The sequence below is a fragment of the Paraburkholderia sp. 40 genome, assembly GCF_050434105.1.
In the GTDB taxonomy this organism is placed as follows: domain Bacteria; phylum Pseudomonadota; class Gammaproteobacteria; order Burkholderiales; family Burkholderiaceae; genus Paraburkholderia; species Paraburkholderia tuberum.
In genome coordinates this window covers 4,333,225-4,352,534 of the sequence record NZ_JBNPVY010000004.1, presented here as the reverse complement: position 1 = coordinate 4,352,534, position 19,310 = coordinate 4,333,225, and the positions used below count along the sequence as shown (strand labels likewise).

Here is a 19,310-nt window from a genome sequence, read left to right as displayed (position 1 = left end):
ACGAGTCGGCCGTCCGGTCCCTATCTATAAGGAAAGCGAGTACACGGCGCTGGACGACACAGTCGCCGAGCTGCGCGAACAGCCGCTAAGAGAGGAACTCAAGGTCTGTACGACGTACGACATTCAGACCGCCTGCAGCCGTCTGATAGGCGACGAAGTCGCAGCACTGAACTGAGCGCTGCGACTGTCGCAGACCAAGGCACTTCAGCACGCTGAAGACGGCTACCGCCAGCCCCGACATTTAGACCGCCCTACCTACAGCTTCTAAAAAAGAGTCTTCTGGATATTAAAGGAGCCCCTTTCCTATAAAGAATAAGGAAGCGAGCTCCTTGAGGAACAAGCGGAAGGCCTTCCCGTAAAAGGACGAAATCCGGCTTCTAACCGGCCAAGTGCGCTTCGTCGTCGATTAAGGTCCCAGTGGTCTAAGGCAGGCAAGCCGCGTTCCCGCCACATTCGCTTCTCGTCTGATATGGGAGCCGTCGCTTTTGCAGGTTGCTTGTGACCGAGAGGCGCCCCTGGTCGTCTGCCTGGCTTACCGTCGCCTTCCGCCGACAATGCGCTCAATTGTCGTGTGGTCGGGCCCGGGAAACGCGTCGAGAAACCGGGTAAATCCCATACGCCCGGAGGCCCGGGAGTGTGGTCAAGCAGTCGTTGCAGTCTCTGCTGTTGGACTGGAGTGAGTCCGGGCGTCCCAAATGCCTGAAGAACTCGTTCATGCAATTAGGCTCTGGGGAATAAGGAATCTGCCACATCTCCGTGCAGGACCCGCTTGACATGGGCGATTGCGCCATCGACGTTTTGCGGTGTGTAAGGGCTCTTGTTTTTTCTGCCTTTATCGGCGGATTTCACTGCCTGGTCTCCATCGAGGCGAGGACTTCCACATAAGTCGCGGCCCCCACTGGTACGCGCGCACGCCGTTCAAAGGGTTAAGGATATGGCCGACTAATTTATATGCGGAACAATACGATAAGCAGGACGCGTTGAATCCATTCAGTCGTTCCAGTTTGCCTGTCCAGTTCCGATGTAGGTGGTAATGCTGTGCGGCTATCGCCGCCGTTCGCGCATAGGACTCAAGGTCCCCTGTAGCTCGCTACTTCAGTCCTGCGATGGCTGGGTCAGAAGCCCCGTGCGCTACCCGAAAATTCTTCAGCGCGGTGGTCTTTACCGTCTAGTATCAGTTAGGTGTATGGAAGGTCCACTTGCCGTCGGGCCGACACGCAGACTGGGAGGTCTTGAAATGTCCCTTACATCGCGCCTCGGCGCCGAAACATTTGGTACGTTCTGGTTAGTGCTGGGTGGCTGCGGAAGCGCTGTCCTCGCCGCAAAATTTCCTGGCACAGGAATAGGGTTTGCAGGCGTCGCCCTGGCCTTCGGGCTGACCGTCCTCACGGTGGCCTACGCTGTCGGTCACGTGTCGGGTGCCCATCTGAATCCGGCTGTCAGCGTTGGTCTGGTGGTCGCCGGCCGCTTTCCGGTGCGGGACCTCGGTCCGTACATTGCCGCACAGGTTGTTGGTGGCGCGCTTGGCGCTCTCGTGCTCTATGTCATCGCGAACGGTTCTCCCGGCTTTGACCTTGTGTCGAGCGGGTTCGCGACAAATGGATATGGTGAACACTCGCCCGGTCACTACTCGATGCTCGCGGCGTTTGTCTGCGAAGTCGTGATGACCTTCGCCTTTCTTATGGTGATTCTCGGGTCCACCGATGGACGTGCGGTCTCGGGATTCGCTCCGCTTTCAATCGGGTTGTGCCTCACATTGATTCACCTGATTTCAATCCCCGTCACGAACACATCAGTCAACCCGGCTCGTTCGACCGGCCCCGCGCTTTTCGTTGGCGGTGCAGCCTTAAGCCAGCTCTGGCTGTTCTGGGTGGCGCCTATTGTCGGAGCGGCTATCGCCGGGGTTCTGTATCCACGATTGTTCCCTGCCGCGACCGCCGCCGTTGCGCCGGGGCCGGTTGCAATTAGGGGCAATCCGCGTCACCGGTTTTCCCCCGCCGTAACGCCCCGACGGCATCATTTGTCGGCTAAAGCCGCATTTGCCGGCATGCGGGTTCCGAAAACGCGGTGACAAGGCAAAACCCTTCTGAGTAGCGCGGTGAGTGCCTGGTAGTCGAGTTTTAAGCGTTCGGCCCGCCACCACGTCAGGTGTACTGCAAGTAGTGACAGGCATGGCCGGCGCTTCCTAGCGCCAGGCCGCTGCGTGGCTGCCAGCCAATGGCTGAACGATGACATCGCTTGCGTGCGGCGGAAAAATGCGAGTGCTTACGAAATGAGAGTATTGAGGCACAGCCAGAAGGCGGCGAATCCGCGTGGTTCGCGGGGTTGTAGCGACAGCATGGCGTCGTGGTGGACGCGCGATTCCTGGCCGAAGTTCATGGTATTTCTCCGCACGTTTGGCTTAGCGCCGTTTGCGGAAAGCCGGCGGACACGGAGGCCGGGCGCACTATGCGCGCGGCGACGGACGTCTACTCGCTTTCTGCAATCAAAAGTAAAGGTGAGCGGCATCAGGGGTAACTGTCACCGTCCGGCATGGCGGCTTCTTATAGGCGTCTGATACGCACGCTCCAGTGAATCAACAACGCCGAAGAAAAGGCCGCCACCGGGGCCGGCCTAAATGACATTTCTAAGATGCCAAAGGACCGTGATGCAATCACAGTCTAACGGCGATGCGCACTTCATCCATGCGGGCCAGCGAACCATCGGGATGATTGCGAGCTTCAGCCTCACCATGCATTGACTGTACACGGCATGGCACGTCAGGTCAGTGCGCAACCTTGCGTATGGACTACCCTGCGAGGACCGTATCACCTACCTGCAAAGTCTGTTGCGGTCAACGCTATCCGCACTCCGCCCGTTTTAAGCATCCTTCGTTCAATGGCGGCCGTAATGCGCTGTTGTCCGTCGGCAAAAGCCTTCAATGTGCGCGCCTGGTTTGCGCCGGCCGGCAACCAGAAATGCCGTTCGAGCGCGTCGCGGGTGATTGAGCATTGCACCGACTGGGTGCGAACAGATACAACAAAAACAACCGCTTTTCCGTCTGATGAAAGGCAGGGTACTGCGGCGAGGGTGTCGTCCATGGTTGTATAGATTCCTTACTGACGCGAACGCAGGGTTGCCGCCGAGCGCACCCGCTGGCATACCCCGGTCAATAATAAATCAGACGGCCCCTGGGCTGACCGCTGTCAAGCCCTCTAGTAAGCGGAAGCGTCACCGCATCCCATGGAGTAGCGGGCGCAGGGCAGCCGGGATGGTTCCCTGCGGCGCCTCTCCTGACCCGATAGCCTGAGATTTTCATTTTCTTTCCTTGTAGTTGCATCGGCGACCAGGCCAGGTCGCGCACACATTTTTCATGACTCTTCTGTTGGCTATCCCTTAGACAAAGAAACGGCCGGATGGCATTTTCGGTGACGGCGCTGGGCCATGCGCGTCGAACGGGACAACAAGGTTCCACCGTGCTTCGTCAGGAGACGACGACATATGAAACCTGTAGAAGACCTGCCTTCCGACGTTGTGGCTCACGCTGCGCTGTTACGCTCATTGGCTTGTGGGCCGACGCCCATTGCCGTGTACGACCAGAACGATGTTCTGGTGTTCTCGAATGCTGCGCTGAATGAAGTATTCAGGATTGACTATGCCAATGACCCGATAACGTTCACAGACCTCATCCTGCACGGCGTTGCAAACGGATGTGGTCATCGGCTTTCCCACGAAGACCCGCTCGGGTTTATCGCCGATACTCGAGCGCGCCGACGGGCGAAACTCGGTTGCCAGCAACTCGCGACCGAGTTGATGGACGGGCGCTGGTTCTGGGTGACGGAATCGATGCTGCCGACTGGCTGGGTCACCGTAATCGGCTCAGATATATCCGAGCTGAAGCAGAGCGAGGAGGAGTTGAAACGCGCGAGAGATGCAGCCCAGGCTGAGGCGCGTAGCGACGCGCTAACCGGACTCGCCAACCGACGTTACGCGCTCGCTCTCTTCGACGCCGCAATCTCAACGTCGATTCGGACAGCGACGCCACTTTCCATCGCGCTACTGGACCTTGACTGTTACAAGCAGATTAACGACCGCCACGGCCATCTCGCGGGCGATGACATTTTGCGGGACTTTGCGCAGACCACCCTTGGTGCTGTACGGCGGTCGGATATTGTTGGCCGCATTGGCGGCGACGAGTTTCTCATCGTTCTTCCAGGCGCATCGCTGGACGAAGCGTCAGCCGCCATCGAGCGACTGCGACGTGAGGTGTCTGGACGTACAGTCTGGACAAACGCGGGACGGAGAATTCGCTACGCGTTTTCTGCCGGGGTGTGCGAGGTCCTGCCTTCCGACGATGCGCGCGGGGCACTGTCGCGAGCGGACCGCGCACTATACGCAGCGAAACGGGCGGGCCGGAACCAGGTGAAGCGGCGATAACCATCGCAACGGTACCGGTACCTGAACACTCCGTGACAGCTGGTGTAATTTCGTGCAAGTGTCCGTATGCAAATACGGAAGCGCGACCACTGGAAACCGCAGTCTGGTGCGCTCCGTGAATGCCGCCATGGCTACGTACATCAGAGCGCGAAGAGAATGGAGTGCCCGTTGATATTTCCGTATGCACCCGGTTCCGGTACTTCCCGGCGGACCCGCAACATTTGTTGTTGTGAACATCGAACGCGAGGCGTACGATAATACGGTATATACGGTTTTCCAGGTCGTGATGATGTGGGACTTTGGATTGCAGGGGCGCTCAGATGCCGGAATGACCGAATGGCCCTCCATGAAACGGGACGCGGCAGGCAACGACAATTACGTCCCTGGCGTTTTTTTGGAGAAACGAACATGTCGGAAAAACACCTTTCCAGCAGGTTCGAGGCGGACCTTGACCTCCTGTCATCGAAGCTGCTCGAAATGGGCGGACTCGTCGAGTCACAGACGGCACACGCGCTGGCGGTTCTGAACGACTTCGACCCGGCGCTCGTGAACAACGTCCTGGAGGGTGAGCGTCAGCTCAACGCGATGGAAATCGCAATCGACGAGGAAGTCAGCCATATCATTGCGCGTCGACAACCCGCCGCTCGTGACCTGCGATTCCTGATGACCACTTCAAAGTGCATCACGAACCTCGAGCGCGCGGGCGACGAGGCGCGGAAAATAGTGAAACGTCTGCGGCGCATTCACGAGAGCGGCGCGGCGGTAACCGTCAACGCCGCTGAAATCAGGCTCTCCGGCGAAATGGCCTTACACATCCTGCGCAGAGCGCTGGATGCATTTGCGCGCATGGATACCGTTGCCGCTGCACAGATTGTCCGGGATGACAAAGCCATCGATAACGAGTTCCGGGCATTCGTGCGCAAGCTCGTCACATACATGACAGAAGACCCTCGAACCATCTCGATTGGGCTGGACTACCTGTTCATTGCGAAGGCCATCGAGCGTATCGGCGACCACGCGAAGAACATCGCCGAATTTGTGGTCTACGCTGTCAAGGGTGCCGATGTCCGCCATGTATCGCAAGCACAGCTTGAGCGCGATGCCCTCGGTAGCAAGGCTTGAATAGGAGATGCAACTGACCCGGTAGTCCGGTTGTCGACACTCACGGACGCCAATCAGGACAGTTGGTTATATCCTGCGTTACCCGTTGCGAATCTTTCATCGGAGGCGGGTGGCGGTAGGCCGCCTCAGGCAAAGTCCCGGTCAGCGAAGTCAGTTGCGTCCAGCACGACGGGCTCGTGTTGCCCGGTCAGCACTTTGCGTTCGGCGACGGCCTCGATTCATCTGCTTCCGTCAGCGAATGCCTTCAATAACCGCGCTTCGTCAGCGTCGGCGGGCGCCCAAAAATACCGCACCAGGGCTTGTCGCGTGATGGCGCATTCGACGGTACGTCGCTGCGAAGAAGCGCGAAAGACAACGGTTGCCTTGTTTGGTGGAAACAGACGGCTCGTCGTGTGCATTCTCCTATGCGAAGGCGCGCTGAAGGGTTTGTTGGAGCGGCTAAGTAGTGGCTATTTCCCGCCATCCGCCAGCGAGCATACATATTAAATCGCGCGTGTTACTTTGGCCGGACGGGGCCCCACACCGAAGTGAACCAAGCCTGCTGTTGTGGTGGACACAGCGACCAGGAATGGAAAAGACAACGGGGGCACCGCCTCACGAGGTGTATCTTCCGAGGCTGGCTCCGGCTCGGCAATGTCCGCGTAGCGAGAGGAGACGCGGCGGTCCCATAAATGTTCAACCTGATTTATCAGCCAGCGGTCAGCCGTTGCCATCAACCCATGCGCATGCCCATTCCAGCCCTGCGTGTTGAGCTTCTTCTTCAGAATCAAAAATGCCCCAGGACGCCCGAGGCTTCAATCAGCCTGGTGCCTCGTGTGATAGTTCCACTCGCGGCGTATCGCTCCGGCTGAAGGATGTGCGCCTGCTCCCGGAGGCTTGTAGTCCTTCGCCTGGTCCTCAGGAAAGCGAGAACGCCCGGCACGCTATGACCACAGGTGCGAGTGGAATCCCCGCCGCGCTAAAGTTCGACCGCGACCGGCCGTAAAATGGGGAAGACATTAAGGCGCTGTCTTTTCAGGGATGGAGCCTGAAAGGCGGCCGGTGAATTGAATCGGCGGCCATAAGCTGTCTGCGAACAAGAGATTAGTCGAAGTGCTACACCTACCGCGCCAGTTACTCCTGGTCCTCCGAGGACGCTTGACCCGCGCGCCCACGCCCAACCAATGGATTGGCTATCTCGACAAGTTCGCCGTAGCTGCTGCATGCGTCGCCTGCGGCGGGGCCGCAGCGCTCCGGACGAAACCTTCTGGGTTCGATGTCATTTCGTCGTTAGGCGTTCTCGCTGTCGGCTATTTGACAGTGCGACTGAAGAGGAGCGGGAGCGTTGTCCATGCGATGGAAGAACAGGCGCGTCTTCGCCAGCGTGAAGTGACGGGACAAAACGACGAGCTGACCGGCTTGCTTAGTCGCCGAGCGATGCTGGATGCATTGTCCGGCAGCTGCACGGGCGTATCACGCTTCGCGCTGTTGCTTGTCGACCTGGACCGCTTCAAGGTACTCAACGACACGGCAGGTCACGCCACCGGCGACATTGTCATCGAGAAACTCGCCAAACGTATCCGCGGTATGGTCCCTGAAAACGCGGTGGTCGCGCGACCGAACGGCTGTGATGAGTTCGCCATCATCGTGCCAGGGGACAGTCAGCGGAAGGACATCGACCTACTATGCTGGCGGCTGGTTGCTAGCGCCCGTCGCCCGTTGCAGGCGCAAGGAAAAACCGTTGCTGTCACCCTTTCCGTTGGTGCCGCGCTATTTCCCGAACACGGGAATTCACCAGAGGCGCTCATTACGAACGCAGACCTTGCGGTCCAGGCTGCGAAGCGGGCTGGCCGCGATACGTACCGGCTGTTCGGAGCCGAGCAGCAAAGCGACCTTGACCGGCTGCAACTCGAGCGTGAGCTACGCGAGGCGGTACAGAAGAATCAGTTCACGCTTTTCTATCAACCGCAGTTTTGCGCAAAGTCGGGGCGGCTGACTGGCCTCGAAGCTCTGATTCGATGGAACCATCCCAGCCGCGGACTCGTATCTCTAGGAGTCTTCGTTCCGCTGCTGGAAGAGACCGGGTTCATCATCGAAGTCGGATACTGGTCAATCCCGCAAGCTATCGGCGCACTGCATGACCTCGATAAGGTAGGGCCGCAATGCGCCTGCATGTCCATCAACGTGTCGGCGAGACAGTTTCAGGACAGTGGTCTTGCTGAAGCAATCGCGAGCGCGCTGAAAAAGCACGACATGAAAGGTTCGCGGGTTGTCGTCGAAATCACTGAGTCCACATTGATGGAAAGTCTTGAGCATGCGCAAGCGGTCCTTGCGCAGCTCCGGCTCCTGGGCGTACGTATTGCCATCGACGATTTTGGTACCGGTTATTCAAGCTTGAGCTATCTCACGACATTCCAGCCGCGCATCGTGAACTCGACAAATCGTTTGTTGACGGGATTGCGACAGACTGCGCGGCCAGGACAGTGGTCGAGGCAGTCATCGAGTTGGCGCACAAACTACGGATTATCGTTGTGGCCGAGGGCGTGGAGACCGAATCGCAACTCGAGATTTTGCGCTCGGCGGACTGCGATGAAATCCAGGGCTATCTGTTGGGAAGACCGGAGCCATACGACGCTATCTCTGCATTCCAGAAGCAGCAACTGCCCACACAGCGAAGCTAATGACATGCGTGGCCTGTTGGCGCCTTGTCGGCGCGCAATCTGACGTGCACGGTCGTGTGCAACCCGTATCCCCTCCTTCACAAATGGTTAAGGTATTGATGGAAGAGAAGCATCTGGCCTCGAAAACCCTGCTTGCGCGCCGAAGAATGCGTGTGCCGTCGCGCGTGGGCCGCCTGTTCTCGCGCTACCCACACCTTGCCGGTCTTGTGGGTACGGTCGTTTCCCTTTCAATGGCGGGCCTTTCCATCGCGACCCTGTACGACGGGCGCTCCGTGGCTCTTGCGCACGCAAGCGAAACGTCCACGAATGTCGTATCGGTCATCAGTGGCGACATCGCTCGCAACGTTGAACTGGTCAGCCTTTCGCTCCAAGCCATGGTTGACGGTGCCGAGCAGCCCTCTGTCATGGCTCTTCCAGCTGCAATTCGGCGCGAGGTGCTGTTCGACAGGTCGACCACCGCCCTGCACCTCGGCGGCGCCTTTGTGATGGACAGGTCGGGCACGATAATCGCCGCCGGCGACCATAATGCTGCCCACCCCGGCCTGTTCGAAGACCGGGACTATTTCCGCGCGCATGAACGCAGCGCATCCACCGGCCTGTTCATTTCTCACCCATACCGCTCGAGGCTGCGAAATGGGTGTTGCTCGGTGGCTTTGACCCGTCGCATCGACGGGAATGACGGCGCATTCGCGGGCATCGCGGTGGTGGCGCTCCATACGGACTACTTCCAGTCTTTGCTCGAAAAGGTGAACGTCGGGCCTGCCGGCTCGGCTTTTATCGTGATGGAGGACGGAACCTTGCTGGCCCGGAAGCCGTTCGTCGAGTCTGCCATTGGACGCCGTGTGCCAGGTTCTTTCCCCATGATGGCAACGCGTGCGTCCGGGTCATACACGGCAACGTCGTCCATCGATGGTGTCCGCCGGATATTCACTTACGCACATGTGCCCGGCACGCCCTTTATTGTGGGGGTTGCTCCAGCCGAGCAAGATGTCCTTCACGCGTGGAGCACGCGCAGCGCCGCGGTTGGAGCGCTCACGGTGATGTTCGGCGCTATCATCGCCGGGCTTTCATGGACACTCGCTTTGATTTTGCGTGAACGGGTTGCCGCGCAGGCCGAACTCGTTCGGCTTGCCGGAACCGACACGCTTACCGGACTGCACAATCGGCGGGTGCTTGACAGCAGGCTCCAGGAAGAATGGCGGCGGGCACGTCGGAACAGCATGCCGCTCTCCGTCCTGTTCGTCGACATCGACAGTTTCAAGAGCTACAACGATACATACGGTCACGCGAAGGGCGACGAAGCGCTGGTTGCCGTTGCGGACTGTATTGCATCGACGATTCGTCGGCCCGGTGACCTGGCTGTGCGCTATGGTGGCGAAGAGTTCGTCATCATCCTGCCCGACGCGCCGCCCGAGGCCACGCTCGAGCTCGCAGAGCAGCTGCGCGAAAGAGTCGCGTCCATGAACATGCCTCACACAGGGAGCGCCCTGGGTGTCGTCACGGTCAGCGTCGGTTGCGCCACCGGTTACCCGCGATTGGGCGGCGACGCGTTTTCAGTGCTGCGCGAAGGTGACGAGGCGCTCTACTATGCAAAGGCAAACGGCCGAAACCAGGTGAGGGCGGTTGCTGACCTCGGCCCTGCGTGGAAACATCGCAAGGCGGCACGTACTAGAAACCGATGAAATACCTCAACCGGGAATTCGGGCGGAGGCGCCTCCTGACTGCGGCAGTATGCGATGAACTGGCAATCGTACGGACTCGAACAATGTTCGCCCATGCGGGTATCCGGCTTCTCCCAAGCGAGCATCGCCCGCAGTTGCCCGACGATGCCAACGACCCTCACCTTCAACTCCGCGACTTAAGACATCCCGACAATCGTCGGCATCGAACATAGCTTCCCTTTTCCGCTTCGCTATTTCGAGGTCCATCACCTCGAACCAGAGTGATATGCATTCCTTGAGGACTTTCAAGCGCACTGGCCGACAGAGCGACAACCAGGGTGCGGCACGTGCTGTAGCCGACAAGCTTGGAATTGAGGACGTGCGCGCCGAGGTGCTGCCTGAGGACAAAGCTCGCGTCGTATCTGACCTGCGCGCGTCCGGTGGAACGGTCGGCATGGTTGGCGACGGCATCAACGATGCGCCCGCGCTTGCAGCGACCGACGTTGGCATCGCCATGGCGACAGGGACCGACGTCGCGATGCACGCGGCCGGCATTACGTTGATGCGGTGTGACCCGGCACTCATCGCGGACGCCATCGACATCTCACGTCGCACCTACCGGAAGATTCAGCAGAACCTGTTCTGGGCGTTCATCTATAACGTGGTTGGCGTACCGCTGGCGGCGCTGGGCCTGCTTAATCCAGTAGTGGCTGGCGCGGCGATGGCATTCAGTAGTGTCAGCGTTGTGAGTAACGCGCTGACGTTGCGGTTGTGGTCGCCGGATAAGAAGCGTCGGTAACAGCCGCCGCCAAACCGGGGATGCTTACGACGTTACAACACTATTGGCGAGCTCGGCAATTCGTCGCGCTCCGGTCGAGCAGCAGGAAAGCCGATTCGTTGGTGGCAGTCCTCGAATGCGTCTGAATACTCTTGGACGGAACTCAACGCGACTCTTCTTCGACAATCGTTTTTTCTAGCAACCGGTACATACCGCAGCCGACGCGGGGTTCGCCGCGCGTCCACGCGGCGCTCATCCGGTCAGCCGCGTCATCACGCGCGTTCCAAGGCTCGTGTGACGGCGGCATCGACACCGTTTGTGTCGCTTTGAAATTCATATCCCAGATTTGCGAAGTGATGAACGTGCGCGTCAGCACTTCGCCCTGCCGTTCGGTGAGTAACTGCAGTAAGGAAAACTCCTGTGCCGTCAGGTCGATGCGTACGTCTGCTCGCTTCACCCGCCGCATAGACCATTGTTCCCGTTGTCGGCCGTATCAACCGTGAAGCTCGCCTCAGCCAATCCCTTCCTTAGGTATGCGGCCATCTTAGGCTCGTCTTTCAATAATGAGTATGCGCATAAGTCAACGGGTCCCAACTTTCTCTTGGGAGGAGACTTTAGCCAGCGTAAGCATCGGTCAACGGCCACAAGATAACGGCACCATGACACTTCGTTCATCTTCGCGAGTGTGAAAAATCAGTCATCTTGCAGCCATCCCGGCGTCAGAACGCTTGGGGTAAGCTTCTGTCCGAAGCGTCGGACAGGTGCTTCTACTGAAGCTCGGACTCGTGCTCATTGCAGCTGCACTTGGAGGTCATAACCGGGTCGTCGAAATGCCAAAACTGCTCGGAGCGTTGAACGGTTCGCGTTCTGTACCGGCGGGCCGCCCTTTGAAGCGCTTCGCATTTGTCCTTGAGGTTGAGTCAGTCGTGCTGACCGCCGTGCTCATTGTGGCTGCAGTTCTTGTTTCGAGCCCTTTAGCAGGTACTTCTGCCTGACAGGCGACCTTTCACCCCTCCACGCAGATGGTGGTGTCCCAGCGGCGAATCAGTGTTTTACGGAATGACTGCCGCCGCCGGGCGCTTCCATCCTTTACGGGCTCGACCACGCGTCGGGCCTTTTTTTCGCCTGCTCAAGGCGGACATAAGAGAAACGTGGGGCTCTGCGTGATGTAGCGACTATCTATTCCGCCCTCGAGCCAGAAGTAGCGCACCGCATCATTGGCATGGCATAGTGCGGGCATCTCAACCACGGAGGCGGGAATGACCACGCTGGAATCCTTGCAAGCAAAAATCAAAAAACTCGAACAGCAGGCCGACGCGCTCATTAAAAAGCAGTCATCGGGCGTCATCGAAAAGATTCGCGAATTGATGTCAACGCACGGTCTAACGACTGCTGACATTGACGCGCACGCTGGTGGCAAGAAACGCGGACCGAAGCCCGAGCCAAAATCTGCGGTCGCCGTAAAGACTTCCGGAGCGAAATATCAGGACCCGAAAACTGGCGCCACCTGGTCCGGGCACGGGCGCGCCCCCGGATGGATTGCGAACGTGAAGGACCGCAGCAGGTTCCTGATTCAGGATGGCGCCGATGCTGCCGTCGCTGCAGGCGTGGCAAGTGCGAAGAAGGCCAAGACTGCGGGCAAGAAGGTCTCGTCGTCAGTCGGCGCCGCTGCTGGCACGGGTCAGCCGAAAGGTCCGCAGCCGGCTAAGTATCGCGACGCGAAGTCCGGTGCGACTTGGAGCGGGCGCGGTCCGGCTCCGGCGTGGCTAGCCGGTGCGAAAGACCGGGCAAAGTTTCTGATTGCTAGCGTTAGCGGAGTTGCAGATTCTGGCGCTGCGAGCAAGCCGAAAGTCGTCGCGAAGAAACCCGCGACAAAGGCGGCGGTAGTGAAGAAGGCACCGGCGAAGAAACTGGTTGGCGCCAAAAAGGTGGGCACGACGACGAATGTCGCGGCTGCGCCGGAAGCTGCGGCTGCTTAATCGACCGTGTAAGCGAGCACACAGAGCTCGCTTTTTTTTGCGTCGGCACGCGCGATTGGCGTGGTTTACCTCGAACGGGTCCGCAATGCGTCCAGGCGGGCGGCGCATTTTGCGTTCGAACCACCACGCTTGTAGGCCTGTGCCGCCTTTGTGCTGTCGGGGACGACGTCGCCGGGAGCACTCGTACCCCAGCGTCCCTCCCAATACAAGCCCAAGTTATACGCGGCCGACCGGTGTCCAAGCTCCAAGGCCGTGGCATACATGTCCTTGGCCATCTCAAGGTCGGCGTCCATGCCACGACCAAGCCTCGCGCTGTCCGCAAGAGCCGCTGCCGCCATGCCGCGAAGCGGGTCGGTCGCCATATCGTCCTTCAGGACATCGCCCAGAATGACGTGTCCGCCCTCGAAATCGGCAGGCCCACCTGTCTCCGTGACAAGAGACAGTGCAAGGGCGACCCGGAGCGACGGGTGCCGGTCAGGGCCAACCCGTTCAAGAAGGCGCCGGCCGAGATAGGGTGCGCCCGGCAACGGGCTTGTGAGCAGGCCATTCGCAATGGCCGCGATTGATTCAAGTGAAAGAAATCCAACCTTGTTCGCTGACACAACGTGCCGGAAGAACTTTTCTATGTCGAGTGCCGGGTCGCTCTGGCGAAGTTGTGCCCACTCACGTTCAATTTGGCCCAACCAGCTGGAATCTACAGACATCAGATTTCGCGTCCTGTGGTGAGTGATGCGCACAATGATACCTCACCGCTACTGCTGTCCGATGCCCCAAGCCGGGCGGGGCTGTGTTCGCTATAGCTCAAGTCGGTGACTGCCGCTCTGCCCGAGCAAGGTTCTCATTGATTTCTCCGTCGCGGCTCTGCTGGCTTCCACTACGCCGAAGCGCCTAGCGTTTTCGGCAGGGACCTTTTTCGCTCGCCGGCATCAACTCGATGCGCAATACTCGCACATGGTGGGTCCCACCACTGGCGAAACCGTTTCACGCTACTGGGCAGAACGTCTAAGTAATTTTCGTCGACAGTCGTCGTAACCTTTTTGGAGTGAGAGGTGACCGATTCGCAAGATGAAAAGCTCGAGAAAGCTGCCGCCTGGCTGCGAGAGGCCGACGGGCTTCTAATTACCGCGGGCGCGGGTATGGGTGTCGATTCGGGCCTACCTGACTTTCGCGGCAGCGAAGGCTTTTGGCGTGCCTATCCCGCACTTCAGCACCAAGGGTTGTCGTTCGAGGACATGGCAAACCCTGCAAGTTTCGCGAAACGTCCTGAGTTGACCTGGGGCTTCTACGGACACCGATTGAGGCTTTATCGTGACACCGTTCCACACGATGGCTTTGCGATATTGCGCAGATGGGCGGACCGAATGACTCATGGCGCGTTCGTGTTCACCAGCAACGTCGATGGGCAATTCCAAAAGGCCGGGTTCCCAGAACACCGTGTGCACGAATGCCATGGGTCGATTCACGCACTCCAATGTTTGGAGAGCTGTACGGACGATACTTGGTCGGCGAGAGATTTTCATCCGCTCGTAAATGAAACGACCTCCGAGTTGGAGAGCCCGATGCCCCGTTGCCCTCGTTGTGGCGCTCGCGCGCGTCCAAATATCCTGATGTTCGGAGACTGGGGGTGGGTTGGCCTTCCCTATGAGAGACAGCAGCAGCGACTTGCAGCCTGGATTTCTTTCGTGTCGAAGCTTGTTGTTGTGGAAGTGGGCGCCGGGAAAGCCCTACCCACGGTACGACGCTTCAGCGAACGATTCTCGGCGCAGAGGCTCATTCGAATCAACCTTCGGGAGTCGAATACGAAACCGTCGCACGGAGTGGGCTTAGAAGGCGCCGCCGCTGCGACGCTCAAAATGCTTGACGCCCAGCTGTGAGTTTTCGTAAACCACAGCCAACTGCATAGTGCGGGTACACCTCGGCAGCCATGTGTTCGCGCTGCGCTGCGCGAAATCGCGTGCGGGGGCGACGACATGCGAGGGTGTCCGATGGCCACACCGATTCGGCCGTTGCCACAGCTATAGAGAACGAGATGACGGACCGACGTGTGCCTGATGATTTTCCGAGAGAACCGGACCCAGGTTCTGTAACCGGGATTCAACCAAAACTTCTCGTTCGCGAAGTCGATGGGCGTTATCTAAACGGTCTCTCGGAGGAGCAACTGCGGGTGCGCTATGACGCGTGTGAGGACCTTGCTAGTCAGCTATCCGCGTACGTATCGCGAAAGATTGCTACCTCTGGTCTGTCGCCAGAAGTGGCTTTGACCCGGGCCGAGAAGGGTACAAGATTGAAGGTCGATGCTGGCGAGTGGGACTTTTCGCAGCGCGAGATGGCTTGGGTCATCAAGCGCACGCGACAATTGATGTTTGAAGTGGCCGATAAGTCTCCGAAGAAACCGACGCATTGAAAGGGTGAGGTAATCGCTACTGAGCCATCCCGGGGCTTTGGCCTGACTCATGAGACCACCGGACGAAACCGCAATTGCGGCTTGGCCCCCACCGCTGCGGCGACCCAGCCAGCGCTTCCTAATGGAGACGTACATCGCCTACCGTCGTCCGGCCACTTGGTCCGCTTGCGCGCTAACGCTTATCTAGCGGGCGTCAACTCAACTTGGCGCTTTGACCATCTATGTATCAGTTCGTATTGTGTGACGCTTTATGCACTGCTTCCAGCGTGGCTTGCGCCACCTGTCGGTCTCGCTGCGCCAGCCCTTCGATGGAACTGAGAAGACCGCTTGAGAACCATTCTGCCTCTTCCGTGCCTTCAACCATGCAGCTCTGCAAATTCTGAACGACATTCGCCCCATCAATAGGAGAATACTCTAGGGACACGGTGCTGGAAAATACCGCTGCCTGCTGGACTGCGTCTCTTTCTCTTGCCTTGTCCATCCTCTCGCCGTATTCGAGTTCAACAGTAGCCTTGTAGGCATTCCACAGCCTGCGCATCGGTGTGCCGGCGAGTTGCGTCGCAATATGGAAGAGAGATGCGGCTCGGTACTCTCTCTGGCCTGCGCCAGTCTTTGCAAACTGAATTTTTGAGAGCCACGCTCCCCATACGACTGCAACCAATTCATCGCTCGTGTCATCGGTGCCAAGCATGCGGACGACCACAGCACCGATATGACCCAACATTTCAGAGAAGTCCTTGTCGGGCCACCAGACCGCACGGGAAAGCACGGTAAATAGTTCGTTTCTCTCAAGCTTTTCGGCGACTTGTCTGAGTGAACCGCTTGAGGGCACCGGGCCGGCGAGCGGAGCGAGAAACACGCCAAGGGGAACGCGAACGCCAACGTGCCACGTACACAATTGCGCGTAAGCTTGGCACACGGTGTCAATGGGCAGATGCCCGCGCTCCTCGGCCCATCGAAGAAAGTCGAGGGTGCAAAAGGAATTCTTGACGCCTATAAATTCCTTGCAAGCGAGTCTCAGTAGCTCGTCGTCTGCGTACAGGCAGTAACCGGCGCGATTGAGAGCTTCTGCCTCTTGGACAAGATTCGCCGGGTGAAGACGGCCGCGACGTGCAGGCAGTTCGACCCGTGGTTGTTCGATGTTTGCGACGTGCCCGCGGATGAAGGCCATGATGCGCTTGGCAGATTTTGTTCCCCTTGCAGATTCGAGGTCACTGCTCGCGAGCTGTGACAAGTACGAAACGGTAAGCTGTCCGACAGCGACGTTCTTCCATACGCGAAGCACCACATGCAGCAGATTGAGGCTATCGAGAACCATTAGCGCAGTCAAATCAAGCGCGGGAGGCTTTATCGGGTTCGGAAACGGCGGATTTTCATCTTGTGCAATTTGCATGGTGAGCAAGAACTGCCGCTGGTCGGCCGGTGCCGCCTTACCCACTTCCCACAACGTCAAGGGGTCCCCGATGTAATGGATGGCGAACCCCGCCCTTGTGATATAGGCAATTGGAAGTCTGCCGTCTTTAAGTTCACGCTCGCGCCGGAGATACTCCTGGCTTTTCGTCCGCCAGTCGCCCAAGATTGGTTCAAGACTTTTTAGGAGTTCTTCCGCGTCGGCGTTCTCGGGCGTTTGGATGACCGCAAATTGCTTGGATTCCGGGAAGGCGACAGAGTAGGTATCGCGCCTGGCAGCAAACTCTGCAGTCATCTCCGCAGGAAGTGCCATACCGCGAACATACGCAGCGTGCGCCATGATGCTTAGGTAAACCGCTTCCTGCTCCGAATCATTTTGGTCAACCGTCGCGGCGAAGTCGCGCAGGAGCTCGATGTATTCTTCCTGCGGTACAGCTGACTCGCCTGCAATGATGAGATGCAGGCGCTTCAGTTCGACGACGTCGACTGGGTTCCGTGCGCGCTCGAGCAAACTGGTGATAGCAGATTTTGCGGCGTCATACATTGATAGGCGAAGGCAAACGCCGAGATAGGCGTGCAGCAATTCGCTTGCAGCATCGGATGTGGAGATGCCCTCTTCGAACTGTGCCAGCGCTGCTGCGGTTTTTCCAGAACTGTCCAATGCGATGGCTCGCATTGCCAGCAGGCTGGTCGGCGCGCCAAAGCGGTCGATTGCATCATTGGCTTCCTGTAGAGCGTCGGACCAACGTCGCAGGGTGAGAAGAGCTCTCACGGTCTTTTGTGTATCGTCGAAGCTTATTGATTGGCCGGCTCTAAGCAAGGTTACAACCTGCAATATGGTCTCAGCTTCGTCTGATAGGTGCGGGTTGAGATTCGAAATTAAATTCTGCGCGATGAACCCGGAGTCCGGAAATTCGCATCGCAAGCGCTTGAGCGCCTTCGTCCATTGTTCAACATCGTTGCCTCTTCGTTGCGCGTCAATCGCTTCGCTGAAAAACGCCACGAATTCTTTCCAACGTGCATTTGCAGATAGCTCTGCAATCAGATTTTTCGCGACAAGGGGGCGATTGCACTTGGCAGCGGCAGCCGCGCCCATCCCGATGGCAATAGGCGCCATATGGTTCGACTGCAAAATCTCCGTCAAATGCCTTTCGGTCAGTGTCGCGCACTCGCTGAATTCTTCCGCCTGACTGAGAAGTCCGACCCTTCGCGCCAAATTCGAAGGAGTCTGAGGCTGGCGACTATTTGCCAGTAGCGCGTCTTTCATGCGTCCGAGCGCCATGCAGAGAGTCTCGTGAGCCCGCTGAACCCCTTCGGACCACGGCAGCGCTTCCGCGGCGCTCATCATGGCAGGAAAAGCTTCCTTGGCATGCCCCAGCGTCAACGCGACACTCGTAACCATGTCGGCGAATATGTCGCCGTTAATGGGCCAATTCAGAGACCTGAGGGTCGGGAGCGCCTCGGTTATATCAGTCCACGCCAGTTTGAGCGGCAAAACGTCGGCGCCGGCGGGACCGTAAAGCGGCAGTTCGTTTTGGTTTGGTACTGGGCCGATTGTCCTGTACCAACGGCAGCGTGCCCGGAGCATTAGAAGAAGCGCGCGGTCACGTGGCTTCAACTTCTCTTCTTCGAGCGCCAGCGTGACAGCGGCGATTGCCTGCTCAAACTTGGAGTCGTGGAACAGCAACGCGACGCTCGGAACGGCTCGGTCAGCACGCGATAGTTGCTCCAATTGGATGTCGGCGGCGGCCGTGTCCCCCGAGGCAGCCAAGAGTCTCGCGCGCAGCGCGATGGCGACGGTCGACTTCCTTCCCTCAAGTCGAGCTATCAAAGGCCCGACACTCGACGGGTCCTCGCTCGATTGCACGGCGACGTGTGCTTCGATGGCCGCGACCAGGTAAATGTCACGCGCTGCGAATATGTTATGCGCTTGCTCGAATTGCTTTTCGGCATCGACAAATAGCCCTTTTCGATTCAGCAGCTTCCCATCCAGAAACAGATATTCGGCCCGCTCCTCATCGGTCAATTTCGTCGCGTCCACACGCCCATGTAGTTCGGCAGCTCTTTCCCACGCGCCGTGACGCATGCTCTCAGCGATTTCGAGCAAGGCTTGAACAGCGGTCCCTTGTGCCGGAGCCGGCCAGATTTCCGACTGGTCAATTAGCGCTGCGGCGAGATTTGGTCGGCTGGCTAGCGAAGATTCCAGAACCTGTAGAGGTTCTACCGTGGTGGGCCCGGCGATAAGTGATTCGCCCAAAAGGTCGCTGAGGCTCGCAGCCGCGCGAATGCGTCCAGCATGAGACTGCAGATACTGTGTCAAGTCCGTCTCGGGGGTAAGCCTGTTTGCAGCCGGAATGTGTATCGAGTAAGTTTCCTGCTGCTCCCCCTTGTCGAACTGTTCCGCAAACTTTTCCGGAAGGACGTCATTGACCCAAACAAAGTAAGTGTCACCCTCGTACGGCCGCGGGAGCGACTTCGGGACGACACATACGACCAGCAGGGTAGGGTCTGCCGTGTTCACATACATGTTCAGAGTCGACGCATCGAGCGCGAACGACAGTATGGCGCCATCCGCTATCCAGTTGGGCGCGGCAGTGCCCTTAAGCTGAGCCCGGAACGTATACTTGACTAGGTCGCCGTCCTTCACCTGTACCTGGTAGTCAAATCCAAAATCCGTGTCGCCAGCGAGATTGGTCTCAATCCATGATGAAGGCTTCGCATTGACGAATACATAGCTGGCGTACCGTCCAATCTCCTTGGACTGTCCTTCCATTGGGAATTTTGCTGTATCGGCGGTCAATTGCGTTGCCCTGCTTACGAGGAGATGAGTATTGTAACTGTGTGAAATCCTTGTCTATCTTCGATTCGGTCGCTTCAACG

At 58.4% G+C, this 19,310-nt stretch carries 12 protein-coding genes and 5 pseudogenes; 10 read left to right on the top strand and 7 right to left on the bottom strand.

Going from position 1 to position 19,310, the window contains the following annotated elements; translation table 11 throughout:
• Window positions 1-1,237: 1,237 nt before the first annotated feature.
• A pseudogene (aqpZ, locus tag OKW28_RS41980) lies at window positions 1,238-1,915 on the top strand (aquaporin Z); the annotation flags it as partial.
• Window positions 1,916-2,807: 892 nt separating this feature from the next.
• On the opposite strand, the gene OKW28_RS41975 reads toward aqpZ, so the two are convergent.
• Entirely contained in the window at window positions 2,808-3,080 is a 273-nt protein-coding gene (locus tag OKW28_RS41975; protein ID WP_429454194.1) for a DUF1488 family protein, read from the bottom strand.
• A gap of 400 nt (window positions 3,081-3,480) precedes the next feature.
• Between OKW28_RS41975 and OKW28_RS41970 the strand changes: the two genes are divergently transcribed.
• A complete protein-coding gene (locus OKW28_RS41970; RefSeq protein WP_429454192.1) occupies window positions 3,481-4,416 on the top strand; it encodes a GGDEF domain-containing protein in 936 nt (311 codons plus the stop codon).
• A 408-nt stretch (window positions 4,417-4,824) separates the two neighbouring features.
• Complete coding sequence (gene phoU / locus OKW28_RS41965; RefSeq protein ID WP_429454190.1) at window positions 4,825-5,538, top strand: phosphate signaling complex protein PhoU; 714 nt, start codon at window positions 4,825-4,827, stop codon at window positions 5,536-5,538.
• Window positions 5,539-5,756: 218 nt separating this feature from the next.
• Here phoU and OKW28_RS41960 read toward each other — a convergent pair whose 3' ends face one another.
• The 3 genes and pseudogenes from OKW28_RS41960 to OKW28_RS41950 form a co-directional block, all read right to left on the bottom strand.
• Entirely contained in the window at window positions 5,757-5,936 is a 180-nt protein-coding gene (locus OKW28_RS41960; RefSeq protein WP_429454188.1) for a DUF1488 family protein, read from the bottom strand.
• Between the two features lie 84 nt (window positions 5,937-6,020).
• On the bottom strand, window positions 6,021-6,308 hold the full coding sequence (locus OKW28_RS41955; RefSeq protein WP_429454655.1) for a hypothetical protein: 288 nt from the start codon (window positions 6,306-6,308) through the stop codon (window positions 6,021-6,023).
• Window positions 6,238-6,439, bottom strand: a pseudogene (locus OKW28_RS41950) (hypothetical protein). The gene OKW28_RS41955 and the pseudogene OKW28_RS41950 overlap by 71 nt, the downstream one beginning before the upstream one ends.
• 236 nt (window positions 6,440-6,675) lie before the next feature.
• On the opposite strand from OKW28_RS41950, the gene OKW28_RS41945 reads away from it, so the two are divergent.
• From OKW28_RS41945 to OKW28_RS41935, 3 genes and pseudogenes are all read left to right on the top strand, one after another.
• Window positions 6,676-8,241 (top strand): putative bifunctional diguanylate cyclase/phosphodiesterase, encoded by a 1,566-nt coding sequence (locus OKW28_RS41945; RefSeq protein ID WP_429454186.1) that lies wholly within the window; start codon window positions 6,676-6,678, stop codon window positions 8,239-8,241.
• Window positions 8,242-8,296: 55 nt separating this feature from the next.
• Window positions 8,297-9,880 (top strand): sensor domain-containing diguanylate cyclase, encoded by a 1,584-nt coding sequence (locus tag OKW28_RS41940; RefSeq protein WP_429454184.1) that lies wholly within the window; start codon window positions 8,297-8,299, stop codon window positions 9,878-9,880.
• A gap of 307 nt (window positions 9,881-10,187) precedes the next feature.
• Window positions 10,188-10,658: pseudogene (locus tag OKW28_RS41935) on the top strand (HAD-IC family P-type ATPase); the annotation flags it as partial.
• 269 nt (window positions 10,659-10,927) lie between these two features.
• On the opposite strand, the pseudogene OKW28_RS41930 reads toward OKW28_RS41935, so the two are convergent.
• A pseudogene (locus OKW28_RS41930) lies at window positions 10,928-11,100 on the bottom strand (winged helix-turn-helix domain-containing protein); the annotation flags it as partial.
• Between the two features lie 292 nt (window positions 11,101-11,392).
• On the opposite strand from OKW28_RS41930, the pseudogene OKW28_RS41925 reads away from it, so the two are divergent.
• Both OKW28_RS41925 and OKW28_RS41920 read left to right on the top strand, forming a co-directional pair.
• Window positions 11,393-11,632: pseudogene (locus tag OKW28_RS41925) on the top strand (CopD family protein); the annotation flags it as partial.
• Between the two features lie 264 nt (window positions 11,633-11,896).
• Window positions 11,897-12,616: an H-NS family nucleoid-associated regulatory protein gene (locus OKW28_RS41920; RefSeq protein ID WP_429454182.1), complete on the top strand. Its 720-nt coding sequence runs from the start codon at window positions 11,897-11,899 to the stop codon at window positions 12,614-12,616.
• Window positions 12,617-12,681: 65 nt separating this feature from the next.
• Here the strand turns inward: OKW28_RS41920 and OKW28_RS41915 are convergent, their stop codons facing one another.
• Window positions 12,682-13,320: a sel1 repeat family protein gene (locus OKW28_RS41915; protein WP_429454180.1), complete on the bottom strand. Its 639-nt coding sequence runs from the start codon at window positions 13,318-13,320 to the stop codon at window positions 12,682-12,684.
• Window positions 13,321-13,665: 345 nt separating this feature from the next.
• Between OKW28_RS41915 and OKW28_RS41910 the strand changes: the two genes are divergently transcribed.
• Together OKW28_RS41910 and OKW28_RS41905 are read left to right on the top strand one after the other, a co-directional pair.
• Entirely contained in the window at window positions 13,666-14,490 is an 825-nt protein-coding gene (locus tag OKW28_RS41910) for an SIR2 family NAD-dependent protein deacylase (protein WP_429454178.1), read from the top strand.
• 170 nt (window positions 14,491-14,660) lie between these two features.
• Entirely contained in the window at window positions 14,661-15,020 is a 360-nt protein-coding gene (locus OKW28_RS41905; protein WP_429454176.1) for a hypothetical protein, read from the top strand.
• A gap of 226 nt (window positions 15,021-15,246) precedes the next feature.
• On the opposite strand, the gene OKW28_RS41900 is transcribed toward OKW28_RS41905, so the two are convergent.
• Window positions 15,247-19,230, bottom strand: coding sequence for a DUF4365 domain-containing protein (locus OKW28_RS41900; protein ID WP_429454174.1), 3,984 nt, complete (start codon window positions 19,228-19,230; stop codon window positions 15,247-15,249).
• Window positions 19,231-19,310: the final 80 nt, after the last annotated feature.

Coding starts and splice junctions, on each gene's coding strand:
- OKW28_RS41960 (WP_429454188.1), bottom strand. CDS start 5,936: ATGCACACGACGAGCCGTCTGTTTCCACCAAACAAGGCAACCGTTGTC.
- OKW28_RS41920 (WP_429454182.1), top strand. CDS start 11,897: ATGACCACGCTGGAATCCTTGCAAGCAAAAATCAAAAAACTCGAACAG.
- OKW28_RS41970 (WP_429454192.1), top strand. CDS start 3,481: ATGAAACCTGTAGAAGACCTGCCTTCCGACGTTGTGGCTCACGCTGCG.
- OKW28_RS41940 (WP_429454184.1), top strand. CDS start 8,297: ATGGAAGAGAAGCATCTGGCCTCGAAAACCCTGCTTGCGCGCCGAAGA.
- OKW28_RS41975 (WP_429454194.1), bottom strand. CDS start 3,080: ATGGACGACACCCTCGCCGCAGTACCCTGCCTTTCATCAGACGGAAAA.
- OKW28_RS41915 (WP_429454180.1), bottom strand. CDS start 13,320: ATGTCTGTAGATTCCAGCTGGTTGGGCCAAATTGAACGTGAGTGGGCA.
- phoU (WP_429454190.1), top strand. CDS start 4,825: ATGTCGGAAAAACACCTTTCCAGCAGGTTCGAGGCGGACCTTGACCTC.